This is a genomic window from Microbacterium sp. M28 (genome assembly GCF_025836995.1).
Lineage (GTDB): Bacteria > Actinomycetota > Actinomycetes > Actinomycetales > Microbacteriaceae > Microbacterium.
The window spans coordinates 1460771-1475728 of record NZ_CP107546.1; the positions used below are offsets into that span (position 1 = coordinate 1460771).

Annotated in this window: 17 protein-coding genes and 2 tRNA genes; 6 read left to right on the plus strand and 13 right to left on the minus strand. The window is 68.2% G+C overall.

Annotated features, from left to right (window positions below; all coding sequences use genetic code 11):
- Window positions 1-29: 29 nt before the first annotated feature.
- The 4 genes from OED01_RS07225 to OED01_RS07240 all read right to left on the minus strand — a co-directional run bounded on the left by OED01_RS07225 (window position 30) and on the right by OED01_RS07240 (window position 4531).
- Window positions 30-308 (minus strand): acylphosphatase, encoded by a 279-nt coding sequence (locus OED01_RS07225; protein WP_264157696.1) that lies wholly within the window; start codon window positions 306-308, stop codon window positions 30-32.
- A complete protein-coding gene (locus tag OED01_RS07230) occupies window positions 305-850 on the minus strand; it encodes a GNAT family N-acetyltransferase (RefSeq protein WP_264157697.1) in 546 nt (181 codons plus the stop codon). Before OED01_RS07230 ends, OED01_RS07225 begins: the two co-directional genes overlap by 4 nt.
- Before the next feature lie 108 nt (window positions 851-958).
- A complete protein-coding gene (locus OED01_RS07235; protein ID WP_413231617.1) occupies window positions 959-2782 on the minus strand; it encodes a DEAD/DEAH box helicase in 1824 nt (607 codons plus the stop codon).
- 48 nt (window positions 2783-2830) lie between these two features.
- The gene (locus tag OED01_RS07240) at window positions 2831-4531 is read right to left on the minus strand and encodes a long-chain-fatty-acid--CoA ligase (protein WP_264157698.1); all 1701 of its coding nucleotides are present in this window, start codon (window positions 4529-4531) and stop codon (window positions 2831-2833) included.
- A gap of 66 nt (window positions 4532-4597) precedes the next feature.
- On the opposite strand from OED01_RS07240, the gene gatC reads away from it, so the two are divergent.
- Genes gatC through OED01_RS07270 form a run of 6 tightly spaced genes read left to right on the plus strand, consistent with a single transcriptional unit; the run spans window position 4598 to window position 10164 of the window.
- Window positions 4598-4897: an Asp-tRNA(Asn)/Glu-tRNA(Gln) amidotransferase subunit GatC gene (gene gatC, locus OED01_RS07245; RefSeq protein WP_264157699.1), complete on the plus strand. Its 300-nt coding sequence runs from the start codon at window positions 4598-4600 to the stop codon at window positions 4895-4897.
- Entirely contained in the window at window positions 4894-6411 is a 1518-nt protein-coding gene (gene gatA, locus OED01_RS07250) for an Asp-tRNA(Asn)/Glu-tRNA(Gln) amidotransferase subunit GatA (RefSeq protein ID WP_264157700.1), read from the plus strand. The genes gatC and gatA overlap by 4 nt, the downstream gene beginning before the upstream one ends.
- The gene (gatB, locus tag OED01_RS07255) at window positions 6411-7925 is read left to right on the plus strand and encodes an Asp-tRNA(Asn)/Glu-tRNA(Gln) amidotransferase subunit GatB (RefSeq protein ID WP_264157701.1); all 1515 of its coding nucleotides are present in this window, start codon (window positions 6411-6413) and stop codon (window positions 7923-7925) included. The genes gatA and gatB overlap by 1 nt, the downstream gene beginning before the upstream one ends.
- 59 nt (window positions 7926-7984) lie before the next feature.
- Window positions 7985-9241: a DNA polymerase IV gene (gene dinB / locus OED01_RS07260; RefSeq protein WP_264157702.1), complete on the plus strand. Its 1257-nt coding sequence runs from the start codon at window positions 7985-7987 to the stop codon at window positions 9239-9241.
- A gap of 37 nt (window positions 9242-9278) precedes the next feature.
- Window positions 9279-9596, plus strand: coding sequence for a hypothetical protein (locus OED01_RS07265; RefSeq protein WP_264157703.1), 318 nt, complete (start codon window positions 9279-9281; stop codon window positions 9594-9596).
- Window positions 9580-10164, plus strand: a complete 585-nt coding sequence (locus OED01_RS07270) for a nucleoside/nucleotide kinase family protein (RefSeq protein ID WP_264157704.1) — start codon at window positions 9580-9582, stop codon at window positions 10162-10164. The genes OED01_RS07265 and OED01_RS07270 overlap by 17 nt, the downstream gene beginning before the upstream one ends.
- A 16-nt stretch (window positions 10165-10180) precedes the next feature.
- On the opposite strand, the gene OED01_RS07275 is transcribed toward OED01_RS07270, so the two are convergent.
- The 9 genes from OED01_RS07275 to OED01_RS07315 all read right to left on the minus strand — a co-directional run bounded on the left by OED01_RS07275 (window position 10181) and on the right by OED01_RS07315 (window position 14845).
- A complete protein-coding gene (locus OED01_RS07275) occupies window positions 10181-10678 on the minus strand; it encodes a DUF2017 domain-containing protein (protein WP_264157705.1) in 498 nt (165 codons plus the stop codon).
- Window positions 10675-10971 carry an ATP-dependent Clp protease adapter ClpS gene (gene clpS, locus OED01_RS07280; protein WP_264157706.1) on the minus strand — a complete coding sequence of 99 codons (297 nt, stop codon included), beginning with the start codon at window positions 10969-10971 and terminating at the stop codon, window positions 10675-10677. The genes OED01_RS07275 and clpS overlap by 4 nt, the downstream gene beginning before the upstream one ends.
- A complete protein-coding gene (locus OED01_RS07285; protein ID WP_264157707.1) occupies window positions 10968-11315 on the minus strand; it encodes a metallopeptidase family protein in 348 nt (115 codons plus the stop codon). The genes clpS and OED01_RS07285 overlap by 4 nt, the downstream gene beginning before the upstream one ends.
- 41 nt (window positions 11316-11356) lie before the next feature.
- On the minus strand, window positions 11357-11980 hold the full coding sequence (locus tag OED01_RS07290; RefSeq protein ID WP_264157708.1) for a LysE family transporter: 624 nt from the start codon (window positions 11978-11980) through the stop codon (window positions 11357-11359).
- Between the two features lie 57 nt (window positions 11981-12037).
- The gene (locus OED01_RS07295; protein WP_264157709.1) at window positions 12038-13081 is read right to left on the minus strand and encodes an NAD(P)-dependent alcohol dehydrogenase; all 1044 of its coding nucleotides are present in this window, start codon (window positions 13079-13081) and stop codon (window positions 12038-12040) included.
- A gap of 102 nt (window positions 13082-13183) precedes the next feature.
- Window positions 13184-13259: transfer RNA gene (locus OED01_RS07300), tRNA-His, on the minus strand.
- A 69-nt stretch (window positions 13260-13328) separates the two neighbouring features.
- Window positions 13329-13955 carry an oligoribonuclease gene (orn, locus tag OED01_RS07305; RefSeq protein WP_264157710.1) on the minus strand — a complete coding sequence of 209 codons (627 nt, stop codon included), beginning with the start codon at window positions 13953-13955 and terminating at the stop codon, window positions 13329-13331.
- A gap of 31 nt (window positions 13956-13986) precedes the next feature.
- A tRNA-Arg gene (locus tag OED01_RS07310) sits at window positions 13987-14058 on the minus strand.
- A gap of 514 nt (window positions 14059-14572) precedes the next feature.
- Window positions 14573-14845 carry a hypothetical protein gene (locus tag OED01_RS07315; RefSeq protein ID WP_264157711.1) on the minus strand — a complete coding sequence of 91 codons (273 nt, stop codon included), beginning with the start codon at window positions 14843-14845 and terminating at the stop codon, window positions 14573-14575.
- Window positions 14846-14958: the final 113 nt, after the last annotated feature.

Genomic DNA, 14958 nt, shown 5'->3' on the forward strand with positions numbered 1-14958 from the left:
GCGTCCTGAAGCGGCCGGACGTGCGATGGTCACTCGGTCGCACGGATCTCGAAGCCGTCGTGCGCGCGGCGGCCCGGGAGCTCGCGCACCGAGACCGCGTCGACACGCGCGTGCCGGGGACCGGTGCGCATCGCGCCGACCACGGTTTCGACGTCGACCGGGTCGCCGTGCAGCTCCGCCTCCACCGACCCGTCACGGCGGTTGCGCACCCAGCCCGTGAGACCGTGCTCCGAAGCCAGACCGTGCACGAACCAGCGGTAACCGACGCCCTGCACCCGACCGGTCACGCTCACCCGGATCGAGGTCATGTCAGCGCGCGCACGTGGCGCAGTTCATGGAGGCCGGTGGCGCCGCCCGCATCCCCGAACTTCTCGCCGCCGTCGGCGATCCAGCCGTGACGCTCGTAGAAGCCGATGGCCCTTTCGTTGCCGGCGAGCACCCAGAGGTAGGCATCCGCGAACCCCTGAGCGCGCAGCTCTTCATCGACACACGCGATCAGGGCATGCCCGACACCGCGCGACCACACGGACGGATGCGCGTACAGGCCGGCGAGCTCTCCCCGGTGCGATTGGCCGTCATCCCGCCCTGGCCCGAAAGCGGCCCAGCCCAGGATCCGATCGTCGTCCTCCGCCACGAGCAGGCGATGCGCTGGCTCGTCGTAGCCCTCAGGAGGAAGCCCCTGCAGCGACCGGGCGATGAAGCTCGCCCACATCGTGGCACGGCGGTCGACGTCGAGCCCGTCCAGGACAGCCTGGTCGATGAGCCTGGCGTAGGCCGATCGCCAGGCATCCACGTGCACTTCCGCCACGTCTGCGGCGTCCTCGGTCCGCGCCCACCGCACCTTCACCATGTCGCCACGGTAGCGGACGTGGGAGCGGGTTCGTGAAACGTACGTTCTGCGGTGAGACCGAGCCGAGCCGACTCGGTCTCACTGCGCAGAGGAAGTCTCGCGGGGTGCTCAGCCCTTGTGTCGGGGCTTGCGGAACGGCTTGTCGTCCCGGTCGCCGCGAGGCGGACGGCTGTCGTAACGGGATCCCTCATCGTCGCGCTGGCGTCGTGCGCCGCCGGCGCGTGGCCCGCGGTCCGGCTTGATCTCGATCAGGCGCCCCGAGATCCGGGTATCCCTGAGCTTGTCGAGAACCGCGGCATCCAGATTGGCTGGCAGCTCGACGATCGAGAAGTCCGGGTTGATCTTGATCGCGCCGAAGTCGTCGCGACCGAGACCGCCCTCGTTCGCGAGCGCACCCACGATCTGACGCGGCTCCACACGGTGGCGGCGGCCGACCTCGATGCGGTACGCGGCGTAGTCGCCCCGGCCGCGTCGCTCGGTGCGCGGCGGACGCTCCGTGCGCTCGCCCCGGGATCCCGATTCACGCGGCGGTCGGTTGTCGGCGGCGACGGCTCGGGCCAGCGGATCGTTCTGCGGATCCAGCAGCAGCGGCGTCTCGCCCTGCGCCACGACGGCCAGCGCCGCCGCCACATCCGCCTCGGGGACGTCGTGGTTGCGGACGTAGTGCGCGACGATGTCGCGGAACGCCTCGATGCGGCTCGTCTCGCTCAGCGCGGTCGTGATGGCGTCGTCGAAGCGTGTGAGTCGCGTCGTGTTGATGTCTTCGGTGCTGGGCAGCTGCATCTGCGTCGGAGCCTGGCGCGTCGCCTTCTCGATCGACTTGAGCAGGTAGCGCTCGCGCGGCGTGATGAAGCTGATCGCGTCGCCGGAGCGTCCGGCACGGCCGGTGCGACCGATGCGGTGCACGTACGACTCGGTGTCGGTCGGGATGTCGAAGTTGATGACGTGGCTGATGCGCTCGACATCGAGACCACGTGCGGCGACATCCGTGGCGACGAGGATGTCGAGTTTGCCGTCCTTGAGCTGGTTCACGCTGCGCTCGCGCTGGACCTGCGGGACGTCGCCGTTGATGGCCGCGGCCGAATAGCCGCGCGCACGCAGTTTCTCCGCGAGCGTCTCGGTCTCGTTCTTCGTACGGACGAAGACGATCATCCCGTCGAAGTTCTCGACCTCGAGGATGCGCGTCAGCGCGTCCACCTTCTGCTGGTAGGACACCACGAGATAGCGCTGCGTGATGTTCGTGCCCGTCGCGGTCTTCGACTTGATGCTGATCTCTTCGGGATCGCGCAGGTACTGCTGAGCGAGGCGACGGATCTGCGGAGGCATGGTGGCCGAGAACAGCGCGACCTGCTTCTCCTCCGGCGTCTGAGCGAGGATCTGCTCGACGTCTTCGGCGAAGCCCATCTTCAGCATCTCGTCGGCCTCGTCGAGCACGAGGTACTTCAGCTCGGAGAGGTCGAGGGTGCCCTTGGCGAGGTGGTCCATGATGCGACCCGGCGTGCCGACGATCACGTGCACGCCGCGGCGCAGCGCCGAAAGCTGGACGCCGTAGCCCTGGCCTCCGTAGACGGGCAGGACGTGCACCCCCTTCATCTTCGAGGCGTACGACTCGAATGCCTCGCAGACCTGCAGGGCGAGCTCGCGGGTGGGGGCGAGAACGAGCGCCTGCGGCGTCTTCTGCGAGATGTCCAGGCGCTCGAGCACGGGCAGCGCGAACGCCGCGGTCTTGCCGGTGCCGGTCTGCGCCATCCCGACGACATCGCGGCCGTTCAGGAGCGTCGGGATGGTCTCGGCCTGGATCGGCGAAGGGGTCTCGTATCCGAGGTCACGGATGGCTTTGAGAACGGGCCCGGTGATGCCGAGCTCCTCGAATCCTGGGGTTGCGGGGGATTCCTCGGGGGCGTCGGTCAGCACTGCGTCTTCAGGGGTCACTACCTAAAGGTAGCGCCCTCGAGGCGCCCGTGTCTGTGAGATCGTCGGTCAGGAGCCGTTCGTGAGGGCGAGGAGGCGCTCCTTGACCTGGCGGCGCAGGACTTTTCCGATCAGCGACTTGGGCAGCTCGTCGACCACGAAGACCCGGCGCGGGACCTTGTACGGGGTCAGGATGCCGCGGGCGAACTCGCGGATCGCCTCGACGTCGACGTCGTCCGCGTCATCCACCACGATGGCGGCCACGACCTCCTCGCCGGAGTGATCGCTGGGAAGCCCGACGACCGCGGCATCCGACACCAGCGGATGCTGCCGCAGCGCGTTCTCGACCTCGGTCGGGGCGACGTTGAACCCGCCGGTGATGATGAGCTCCTTGATGCGGTCGACGATGCGGACGAAGCCGGCCTCGTCGATCGTGACGATGTCGCCCGTGCGGTACCAGCCGTCCACGAACACCTCTTCGGTGGCCTCCGGCTTGCCGTAGTAACCGGAGAACACCTGCGGGCCGCGGACGACGAGCTCTCCCGCCGACCCCGGTTCGACGTCCTTCGTCGGCTCATCGGGGTCCACCACGCGGCATTCCGTGCCGGGCAGCGGCAGTCCGACCGTCCCGGGAACGCGGTGGTCGGCCACCGGGTTCGCCATGAGCACCGGCGAGCACTCGCTCAGACCATAGCCCTCGACGAGGTAGCCGCCGGTGGCCTTCTCGAAGGGGACGACGAGTTCATGCGGCAGCGCCATCGCACCCGAGATCGCGACCTCGATGCCCTCCAGCGACACGCCCTTCGCCTTCGCGGCGCTGAGCAGACGGTCCGCGATCGGCGGCACGAGCGGCAGGAACGTCGCCGGGTGCTTCTTCACGACATCCAGCACGAGGTCGGGATCGAACTTCGGGAACAGCACGAGGCGCGCGCCCATCGACATCGCGAACGTGAGGCACAGCGTGAGACCGTACGCGTGGAACATCGGCAGCACGGCGTACACGACGCACCCGTTGCCGCGCTGGATCGACGGCACCCAGGCCTGCGACTGCGCGGCGTTGGCGAGCAGATTGCGATGCGTGAGCGCAGCGCCCTTCGGAGTGCCGGTGGTGCCCGACGTGTACTGGATGATCGCCAGGTCATCGGTCTGCGGCTTCGGATGCGAGACGGGCAGTGGGTCAGCGCCTACGACCCGCTCCCACACGACGGTGCCGCGCACCTTCTCGGTCAGCGCCGCGCGGGATTCGCGGGCCTTGGCGATCGGCAGCTTCAGGGCGAGCTGCGTGAGCCGCGGCATCCCCTTCGTGACGTCGACCGAGATGAGGGTCGACACGGCGAGGTCGGCGGGGAACTCCTGGACCGTTCCGACGACCTTGTTCCAGACGATGGCGTGCTTCGCACCGTGGTCCTCGAACTGCTTGCGCAGCTCGCGCGGCGTGTAGAGCGGGTTGTGCTCGACGACGACGGCACCGAGGCGCAGGACGGCGTAGAAGGCGACGATGTGCTGCGGACAGTTCGGCAGCACGATGGCGACCGGATCCCCGGCCTTCACTCCGAGATCCCGCAGTCCGGCAGCAGCGCGATCGATCGCCTGCTGGAGCTCGGCGTATGTGGTCTCCCGCCCGAAGAACTGCAGCGCGGGAGCGTCGGGGTAGTCGCGTGCCGAGGCCGCGACGATGTCGATGAGGGAGCCCTGCACCGGTGCGAGGTCTTCGGGGACGCCGGCGGCATAGCTGGCGACCCAGGGACGAGGAGGATCGAACGTCGTCATGCGCACCAGCCTATTGCCGCGCCGGAGCGTCGCAGGGGATCCGCCGCCGCGAACTAGACTGGTCGGGTGTCTGAAATCACCCCCGAACTCGTACGCCATCTCGGCGTGCTCGCGCGCATCCAGCTGAACGACGACGAGGTGACGCGGCTCACGGGCCAGCTCGACGCCATCGTCGACAACATCGCGAAGGTCTCCGAGGTCGCCACCTCCGACGTCGTGGCGACGAGCCACCCGATTCCGCTCGCGAACGTCTTCCGCCCCGACGTGGTCGGACAGACGCTGACGCACGAGCAGGTGCTGCAGAACGCACCGGATGCCGCCGACGGACGCTTCCGCGTCACCGCGATCCTGGGAGAAGAGCAGTGAGCGACATCATCCGCTGGACCGCCGCGGAGCTCGCGGACAAGCTGACCTCCGGCGAGGTCTCCAGCCGCGAGGCCACTCAGGCGCACCTGGATCGCATCGCGGCCGTCGACGGCGACGTGCACGCCTTCCTGCATGTGAACGACGGCGCTCTCGCCGCCGCTGATGCGATCGACGCAGCGCGTGCGGCGGGGGAGCGGTTGCACCCGCTCGCCGGCGTGCCTCTCGCGATCAAGGACGTGCTGGTCACGACCGATCAGCCCACGACGAGCGGCTCGAAGATCCTCGAGGGCTACCTGTCGCCCTACGACGCGACCGTCGTCGCCCGCTCGCGGGCCGCAGGCCTGGTTCCGCTGGGCAAGACCAACATGGACGAGTTCGCGATGGGCTCCTCCACCGAGCACTCGGCCTACGGCCCGACGCGCAACCCGTGGGATCTCGACCGGATCCCCGGCGGCTCCGGCGGAGGCTCCGCGGCGGCCGTCGCCGCCTTCGAGGCTCCGCTCGCGCTCGGCTCGGACACCGGCGGTTCGATCCGTCAACCAGCGCACGTCACGGGAACGGTCGGCATCAAGCCCACGTACGGCGGCGTGAGCCGGTACGGCGCGATCGCGCTGGCCTCCAGCCTGGACCAGGTCGGCCCTGTCACCCGGACCGTTCTGGATGCCGGACTCCTGCACGACGTGATCGGCGGACACGACCCGAAGGACTCCACGTCGCTCACGGACGCCTGGCCGTCGTTCGCCGATGCCGCCAGAGAAGGTGCGCGCGGCGACGTGCTCAAGGGACTGAAGGTCGGCGTCATCAAGGAACTGCCCGATTCCGGCTTCCAGCCCGGCGTCGCCGCATCCTTCCGCGAGTCGCTCGCGCTGCTCGAGGCGAACGGCGCCGAGATCGTCGAGATCTCCACGCCGCACTTCGAGTACGGCGTCGCGGCGTACTACCTGATCCTCCCAGCGGAGGCATCCAGCAACCTGGCGAAGTTCGATTCGGTCCGCTTCGGATTGCGTGTCACCCCCGAAGGCGGCGCGACGGTCGAGGACGTCATGTCCGCGACGCGAGAGGCCGGGTTCGGCGATGAGGTGAAGCGCCGCATCATCCTCGGCACCTACGCGCTGTCGGCCGGCTACTACGACGCCTACTACGGCAGTGCGCAGAAGGTCCGCACGCTCATCCAGCAGGACTTCGCGAACGCCTTCGCCGACGTCGACGTCATCGCGACGCCCTCGGCCCCGACGACCGCGTTCAAGATCGGCGAGCGGATCGACGACCCGTTGCAGATGTACCTGAACGACGTCACCACGATCCCCGCGAACCTCGCCGGCGTGCCGGGCATCTCGATCCCCTCCGGACTCGCGGCCGAGGACGGACTGCCCGTCGGCATCCAGTTCCTGGCGCCCGCGCATGAGGACGCTCGTCTGTACCGGGTGGGCGCCGCACTGGAGACGCTGCTCGTCGATTCGTGGGGTGCTCCGCTGCTGACCAGGGCCCCCGAGCTCGCTGGAGGGAACCGCTGATGGCCGCTGCCAAGCTGATGGACTTCGACAAGGCGCTCGAGCTGTTCGAGCCCGTGCTCGGCTTCGAGGTGCACGTCGAGCTGAACACCGAGACCAAGATGTTCTCGGATGCCCCGAACCCGGCGAACGAGAAGTACCACGCCGCCGAGCCGAACACCCTCATCGCACCTGTCGATCTCGGTCTGCCCGGCTCACTCCCGGTCGTGAACGCGACGGCGATCCGGTCATCGATCAGTCTGGGGCTGGCGCTCGGCTGTTCGATCGCCGAGTCCAGCCGGTTCGCGCGGAAGAACTACTTCTACCCTGATCTCGGCAAGAACTACCAGATCTCGCAGTACGACGAGCCGATCGCCTACGAGGGCTCGGTCGAGGTGGAACTCGAGGACGGCACGATCGTCACGGTTCCGATCGAGCGCGCGCACATGGAGGAGGATGCCGGAAAGCTCACGCACATGGGCGGAGCGACCGGGCGCATCCAGGGGGCGGAGTACTCGCTCGTCGACTACAACCGCGCCGGCGTTCCGCTCGTCGAGATCGTCACGAAGCCGATCTTCGGCGCCGAGCACCGTGCACCGGAGATCGCCAAGGCGTACGTCGCCGCCATCCGCGACATCGTGCGCGGCCTCGGCATCTCGGAGGCCCGCCTGGAGCGCGGCAACCTGCGCTGTGACGCCAACGTCTCCCTGCGCCCGCGGGGCCAGGAGAAGCTCGGCACGCGCACCGAGACGAAGAACGTCAACTCGATGCGGTCGGTCGAGCGCGCCGTCCGGTACGAGATCCAGCGTCAGGCCGCGATCCTCGCCGACGGCGGGACGATCACGCAGGAGACGCGCCACTGGCACGAGGACACCGGCACGACGTCCCCCGGGCGCCCGAAGTCGGATGCTGATGACTACCGCTACTTCCCGGAGCCGGACCTGCTTCCGGTGCAGCCGACCGCTGAGCTGATCGAGGAGCTGCGTGCGGCCCTGCCGGAGCAGCCCGTCGCGCGTCGCCGCCGGCTCATGACCGAGTGGGGCTTCACCGACCTGGAGTTCCAGGACGTGCACAACGGCGGACTGCTGGACGTCGTCGAAGCCACGATCGCGGCCGGCGCCGCACCGGCCGCCGCCCGCAAGTGGTGGACCGGGGAGATCTCGCGTCTCGCGAACGCGGCCGAGAAGGATGCGGTGGATCTGATCAGCCCCGACAACGTCGCCGCGCTGCAGAAGCTCGTCGACGCCGGCACCCTCACCGACAAGCTCGCGCGTCAGGTGCTCGAGGGCGTCATCGCGGGGGAGGGCACGCCGCAGGAGGTCGTCGATTCACGCGGTCTCGCCGTCGTCTCGGATGACGGCGCGCTCATCGCGGCGATCGACGATGCGCTGGCCGCGCAGCCCGATGTCATGGCGAAGATCAAGGACGGCAAGGTCCAGGCCGCCGGTGCCATCATCGGCGCGGTCATGAAAGCGATGAAGGGCCAGGCGGATGCGGCGCGCGTGCGCGAGCTCATCCTGGAGCGCGCTGCGCAGTGACGCCCGCTCGATGACGACCACCGGCACGCGATGTCGGTGGTCTCGACGACAATGGATCCATGGGGCGCGGTGATGGTTCGGGCCGCATCGTCTCACCCGAGGGTGCGGACGATGCGGGCACGCGCATCCTGCATGTCGACATGGACGCGTTCTACGCGGCCGTCGCCGTGCTCGATGACCCGTCGTTGCGCGGTCTGCCGCTGATCATCGGCGCACCCGATGGTCGCTCCGTGGTCTCGAGCGCTTCGTACGAGGCGCGCAGATACGGCGTTCGCGCGGCCATGCCGGTGTCCCAGGCGCTGCGTCTATGCCCCGCTGCGCGGATCGTGCTCCCCGACTTCGCCCGCTACCAGGAGATCTCGCGCCAGGTGATGGCGATCTTCGAGTCGTTCACGCCCCTGGTCGAGCCTTTGTCGGTCGACGAGGCCTTCCTGGACGTGCGGGGCGTGCGGCGCCTCTGGGGGAGCCCCGGTCGCATCGCGCAGCTCGTTCGGGAGCGCGTGCTCGCCGAGGTCGGCATCACCTGCAGCGTCGGCGTGGCGGCGACAAAGCACGTGGCGAAGATGGCATCGACGTTGTGCAAGCCGGACGGCATGCTGGTCGTCGCGGCCGCGGACACCCTCGATTTCCTCGCCCCGCGCCCGGTCCGCGCGATGTGGGGGGTCGGCCCGAAGGCGGCGGAAGCACTCGAAGCCCGCGGCATCCGGACGATCCGCGACATCCGCGAGTCCTCCCAGAAAGCCTTGGACAGGGCTGTGGGGCCCGCACTCGGGCAGCGCCTGTCCGAGCTGGCGCGTGGGCAGGATCCCCGAGAGGTCGAGACCGCTCGGGTCGAGAAGAGCGTGGGGCACGAGGAGACGTTCGACGTCGACGTCACCGACCGCGACGTGCTGCGATCCGAACTGCTGCGCCTCTCGGACCGCGTCGCCGCACGGCTGCGGCGGGCCGAATGGGAGACCCGTACGGTGGCGATCAAGATCCGCTTCGACGACTTCACCACGCTCAGCCGCTCGCAGACACTGCCTGAGCCGACCGCGGTGGGGCAGCGCATCGGAACCGCCGCTCAGGAACTGTTCGAGCAGATCGACCGTCGCAGCCCCGTGCGGTTGGTCGGGGTGCGTGCGGAGAAGCTCCAGCCGGCCGGCGGAGGAGCGTTCGCGCTGTGGGACGACGACGAGGACTGGCGGCGCGTGGAGGGGGCCCTCGACAGCGCCCGTGCGCGATTCGGCAACGGAACGATCACCCGCGCGCGGCATCTGGGCCGAGGCGACGGGCGCGGGGCGCCCCGGCACCCGAAGGCGCACGGCGCGGATTGACGACGCGGCCCGTACCGGAGTGGGCTAGCGTGGACGCATGCCGAACATCGCAGTGGAACTTGGGAAGCAGGCAGCCGACTTCGGCGTGAAGAGCGCGTACGGCGAGCCGCAGGATGTCGACGGCGCGAGCCTCACGCCCGTCGCCCTGACCGTGACGACCTTCGGAGCCGGCACGGCGGAGGCGGGCGAAGGCGGCGGTGGATGCGGCGTGGCGATCCCGCTCGGCGTCTACGTGCGCCGGGAGGAGGGCCTGCGGTTCGAGCCGAACCTCATCCCGCTGATCGTCGTCGCGATCCCCTTCGTCTGGGTCGCGGGACGTGCGCTCGCGCGTGTCATCCGTGCACTCAAGAAGTAACCAGGATCCGGTCGCTGCAGCTCTCGACATCGCCGCTTCACGGGTCGTCGACGCGATCGCCGGTGTGTCCGCCGCGAACCCGGTGGTGCTGATCGACGGTCGCAGCGGCGCAGGCAAGACGACGCTGGCACGGCTCTTGGCCGAACGATGGCCGCTGGCAGGACGCCCGCAGTCGATCGCGATGGATTCTCTCTACCCGGGCTGGGACGGTCTGGATGCCGGCATCGAGCGCGCCCTCGACGGCATCCTGCGCCCCCATGGGCGGGGCCGCATCGGAATCTGGCACCGATGGGATTGGGCACAGGGCGCGGATGCCGAGAGCCATGCCGTGGATCCAGCGCTCGGCGTGATCCTCGAGGGGTGCGGCGCGATCACGCCGCAGACGGCGCCGATCGCGGATGTACTGGTCTGGGTCGAGTCTCCGGATGCCGCGCGCAAGAGCCGGGCGCTTCAGCGCGATGGCGATGCGTTCCGGCCGCACTGGGATCGGTGGGCCGCTCAGGAACAGCGCCATCTGGACCGCGATGATCCGCGCGGGCTCGCGACGGTGCGGGTGCGGATCCCGTGACCGCGGTCCGCGCCGGTCAGCCGAGTTCGTCGGCGGACTGGATCAGGCCTTCGAGCCGATAACCCAGCCAGTCGTACACGCCGCGCCGTGGATCGTCCTCGTCCAGGTCGTCCTCGACCGAGATGCCCAGGCGTGAGGCGAGGACGAGGCGCAGTGCGGTGAGCGTGCGCAGCCACGCGTCGACCTCGGCATCCGGAATCCGGATCTCGAGCCCGGTGAGCGCCTGCTGCTCGTCGAGCACGTCCTGGTCCGCGTCGAAGCCCGTCAGCGCGGCGCGCACGACGGCGGCCTCTGCGAGTCGGCGATCGAGCAGATCGTCATGCGTCGCGTCCGCGAAGGCGCGTGAGGCTTCGGTGTCTTCGGGATAGGCGTCGGGGGCGAGCCGTGCGATCGCCGGATCCCCGGCGTTCTCGGCAGCATCCGCGCTCAGCATCTCCTGGAACTCGTCCAGAAGATGGGCGAGATGGACTCCCTCGATCGTCGCGAGTTCGAGTCGGACGGCGGGCGATGTCATTGCGGGGCCTTCCGGACGGTGGCCCACAGGCCGTAATCGTGCATGGCCTGAGCGTGCACCTCCATGGTCTCCCGCGGACCGGTGGCGACGATCGCGTGACCTTCGTGGTGCACGGCGAGCATCAGCTGCGTGGCGCGGTCGAGGGAATAGCCGAAGTACGTCCGGAAGACGCGCACGACATAGCTCATCAGGTTCACCGGATCATTCCACACCACGACCTGCCAAGGTTCCAGCGGCGCGGCGGACAGACCCAGGCGCTCGTCGACGGAGGGGGTGGAGATCGGGCTGCTCATGCCCACCCCAGTTCGTGCAGCTGGACGTCGTCGATGCCGTAGAAATGCGCGATCTCGTGGACCAGTGTCGTGTGGATCTCGTCGCGCAGTTCATCCTCGGTGTCGCACTGTTCCAGGTGCGGCTCGCGGTAAACGATGATGCGGTCGGGCAGTTCGCCGAGTCCGTACTGGCCCCGCTCGGTCAGGGCGAGCCCGTCGTAGAGGCCGAGGAGATCGAGGCTGCCGTCCTCAGGACGGTCCTCCACGACGAAGACGACGTTGTCGAGCCCGTCGACCATGTCGTCGGGCAGCAAGTCCAGCTCGTCGACGACGAGCTGTTCGAAGGCCGCGGCATCCATTTCCATCGCTTTCCAGCCTAGGGCGCAGACGGTCGTACCGGACGCAGTCAGTGCACGAACAGGAGCAGCGCGGCGACCGCGAGGAAGAGGGCGCCGAAGACGACGTTGAGCGTGCGCTGGCCGCGCGGCGTCCTGGTGAGCCGGCGGAACGGCTTCGCGGCGGCTGCGAAGAAGAACCACATCACGGCGACGTCGACGATCACGACGGTGGTGATCAGGATGAGGTACTGGGGGAGCGCGGGCTGGTCGAGTCGGATGAACTGGGGGATGAACGCAAGGAAGAACACGATCGCCTTCGGATTCAGCAGGTTCACCCAGAATCCTCGGCGCACCATGGACAGTCGGCTCTCCGGCAGGCGCAGGGTCTCGATGTCGTCTTCGGCGGCGGGCTTGGCCAGCATCATCCGGATGCCGAGGAAGACCAGATACGCGGCACCGGCATAGCGGACGACGTCGAACAGAAGCGGGGAGCGAGCGACGAGCAGACCGACACCGGCAGCGACGATCACGACGTGCACGATCAGTGCGAGCTGCTGACCGATCACGCCCCAGACAGCCCGTCGCCAGCCCTCGTTCAGGGCATTGGACATCGTGTTGATGGCGCCCGCGCCCGGCGTGAAGCTGATGACCACCGACGCTGCGAGCAGAGAGAGCCAGACGGTCAGTGACACCAGGTGATTCTACGGTGAGCGCCCGGATGCGAACGAACCGGGGCGCTCACCGCGCGCTCACGCGTGCGGAGTGACGACCGCGCGTCCGCTGAGCTTCCCATCGTGCAGGTCGTGGTAGGCCTGCAGCGCATCATCCATCGAGTACGTCTTCACCTGCGGGATGATCTTGCCGGCGCGGTACAGCGCGACGACCTCGAACAGCTCCTCGATCGTGCCCCAGTAGGTGTTGGTGAGCTCGGCCTCGTAGGGATTCGCGTAGAAGTTCCAGTCGACGGGTCCACCGGCGACGCCGACGACGGTGATGCGTCCACGACGCGCGATGACCTGTTGGGCGAGCTTGATGGTCGGCGTGATGCCGACGAAGTCGAACACGGCATCGACGCCCTGGCCACCGGTGGCCTCACGGATCCGCTCGGCCTGCCCTTCGCCTCCCGCCATCCCGACCGCGCCGGACTCCTCCGCCGCGGCGATCGCCTCGGGCTTGGTGTCGGTCGCGTAGACGGTCGCACCGGTGATCGCCGTGAGGATCTGCACCGCGATCTGGCCGAGTCCGCCGAGGCCGATCACCAGGGCGGACTTCCCGCCGCCCTGCAGCTTCGGAAGCGCGAGCTTGATCGCGTGGTACGGCGTGAGCCCGGCGTCCGACAGCGGCGCCGCGACGACCGGGTCGGCATCCCCGAGCGGCACGAGGTTGCGTGCCGGGACCGTCATGTATTCGGCCATGCCGCCGTCCCGGCCCAGCCCGGTGGCCAGGTACGGCTGGGTGGCCGCGTTGTAGCAGTAGGTGTCCTGCCCGCGCGAGCATGCCGGACAATGGCCGCAGCCGATCGGTCCGTAGGACAGGAACGCATCGCCGACCGCGAGTCCGGTGACGCCTTCGCCGAGCTCCTCGATCCACCCGGAGTTCTCGTGCCCCAGGGTGTAGCTCGGCGCCAGCTGCTCGCCCATGCTCTGGTCGAACTGCTCGAACACGGCGACGTCGGAGTGGCAGGCGCCGGCACCTGCGATCTTGAGCAGGACCTCGCCGGGACCGGGGGCCGGACGCGGCACGTCCTCGATGGTCGGGAACGTCTTCCAGGCGGTGAAACGGACGGCTTTCACGGGGCACTCCTCATCTCGACGGATACTGACGATCCTATCGAGGAGGGAGGGACAGAGCGAGGTGCTCGCGGCCGGGCGGAACGGCTGCGAACACCTCGCTGTTGGGGTGGCTAACGGGGCTCGAACCCGCGACCCCCGCGACCACAACGCGGTGCTCTACCAACTGAGCTATAGCCACCATGCGCCCGCTGTCAGCAGGCAACCAGACGATTCTAATACACGTCTGAGCATGCCGATGACACCTGCGTCAGATGTCCTCGGCGAACGTCGACACCGTCGCGCTGGCGATCTCGCGCGCCTCGTCGCTCGAGGGGCCGGGCTCGTCGACGAACACTGCCTCGCGGTAGTAGCGCAGCTCACGGATCGACTCGAGGATGTCGGCGAGCGCACGGTGCCCGCCGTCCTTCGCCGGAGCCTGGAAGAACACGCGCGGGTACCAGCGCCGGGACAGCTCCTTGATGCTGGACACGTCGACATTGCGGTAGTGCAGCCACTGGTCGATCTGCGGCATGTATTTGGCGAGGAACATGCGGTCCGTGCCGATGGTGTTTCCGGCGAGGGGAGCCTTGCGCTCCAGGGGGACGAAACGCTTGATGTAGGCCAGGGTCTGAGCCTCGGCGTCTTCCAGGCTCACACCTGCCGGGATCTCGTCGATCAGGCCGGAAGAGCGGTGCATGTTCGTGACGAAGTCGTTCATGTTCGCCATCGCGGCATCGCTGGGTCTGATCACGATCTGGAAGCCCGGATCGAGCGGCTTCAGCTCGAAATCGGTGATGACGACGGCGATCTCGACGAGCTCGTCGATCTGGAGATCGAGTCCCGTCATCTCGCAGTCGATCCAGACGAGTCGATCGTTCTCAGACGCAGTTGCCATACAGGCATCCTAATGAGCGCACGGACATCGGCCCCTCAGGCAGGATTCGAACCTGCGACCGGCGACTTAGAAGATCGATGCTCTTCCGCTGAGCTACTGAGGGTCTTGTCCAAGAATACCGACATCGCGGTCAGTCTCGCCGCGGGCCGCTCGAGCCGCGCGCCATTCTCGTGAGTAGGACCGCCGTCGTGAGCGGCAGGCGTCGCACGGGCACCCGTGCCGACCCTTGGCGCCGCCGCCATGGGGGACGCGGGGTCGTCGATCATCCGTCGTGATGGCGGGGGCGGTCAAGGGAGAGCCTTCAGCGAGCCGGAACTTGAGATGGTTCGCGCGTCGGGCACCTCGCCGACGGTGGCAATTCGCGCAGACCACTTCGCACTTCTCGATCTCCTGAAGGATCAATGCCCAGGACCGAGTCGATGCGTTCACGGCGCGCCCGATCTCGAACCGCTTCTCCGAATCCGGCAGGTGATCGAAATCGAGCACGACAGGATCGGGTTCGCCGCAGTCCGTACAGGGATGGGTAGCCAGATAGTCCATCAGCCGTACGAAGTTGCGGAATCTGTGTCGCGCCTGCAATTCGCGCACGCGCGCAGCGTCAGTCGCCATCGGACGCGTCACCTCAGATAGCGCAGCGTCTGGACGGCCTCGTCGGCAGTCCAGAACTCGCCGATGAGCCGGAAAGATCCGGAAGCGAGGTGAAGACGCTCGGCGCGGTATCGCAAGCCCAGTGGTTCGGCGACGATGCGAAGATGGCCCAGGATCCGCCCGGACCGATCCTGCACGCGCCACAGGTGATCGCCTGCTCGGATGAGGTTCTCGCGGCTGGACGACAGCTTCGGGGTGGCGTAGGGGATGTCGGGAAGAGCGGCGATCGTGTGAGTGTGCATCGGTATCTCCTTTCGCCATCGAACATATGACCGACCACCGACATCGGTTCCGGCCGGCGCACGGTGAAGCCGGGCGCACCGCTCTGCACGGATGCGCTGATGAGGCCGGTTAT

What these genes read in the sequence shown, in the direction of transcription:
- OED01_RS07275 (WP_264157705.1), bottom strand. Translation starts at nt 10,678, where the DNA reads ATGACATCGCCCGCCGTCCGACTCGAACTCGCGACGATCGAGGGAGTC.
- dinB (WP_264157702.1), top strand. Translation starts at nt 7,985, where the DNA reads ATGGGGCGCGGTGATGGTTCGGGCCGCATCGTCTCACCCGAGGGTGCG.
- OED01_RS07285 (WP_264157707.1), bottom strand. Translation starts at nt 11,315, where the DNA reads ATGGAAATGGATGCCGCGGCCTTCGAACAGCTCGTCGTCGACGAGCTG.
- OED01_RS07230 (WP_264157697.1), bottom strand. Translation starts at nt 850, where the DNA reads ATGGTGAAGGTGCGGTGGGCGCGGACCGAGGACGCCGCAGACGTGGCG.
- clpS (WP_264157706.1), bottom strand. Translation starts at nt 10,971, where the DNA reads ATGAGCAGCCCGATCTCCACCCCCTCCGTCGACGAGCGCCTGGGTCTG.
- OED01_RS07265 (WP_264157703.1), top strand. Translation starts at nt 9,279, where the DNA reads ATGCCGAACATCGCAGTGGAACTTGGGAAGCAGGCAGCCGACTTCGGC.
- OED01_RS07240 (WP_264157698.1), bottom strand. Translation starts at nt 4,531, where the DNA reads ATGACGACGTTCGATCCTCCTCGTCCCTGGGTCGCCAGCTATGCCGCC.
- gatB (WP_264157701.1), top strand. Translation starts at nt 6,411, where the DNA reads ATGGCCGCTGCCAAGCTGATGGACTTCGACAAGGCGCTCGAGCTGTTC.
- OED01_RS07225 (WP_264157696.1), bottom strand. Translation starts at nt 308, where the DNA reads ATGACCTCGATCCGGGTGAGCGTGACCGGTCGGGTGCAGGGCGTCGGT.
- orn (WP_264157710.1), bottom strand. Translation starts at nt 13,955, where the DNA reads ATGGCAACTGCGTCTGAGAACGATCGACTCGTCTGGATCGACTGCGAG.
- OED01_RS07315 (WP_264157711.1), bottom strand. Translation starts at nt 14,845, where the DNA reads ATGCACACTCACACGATCGCCGCTCTTCCCGACATCCCCTACGCCACC.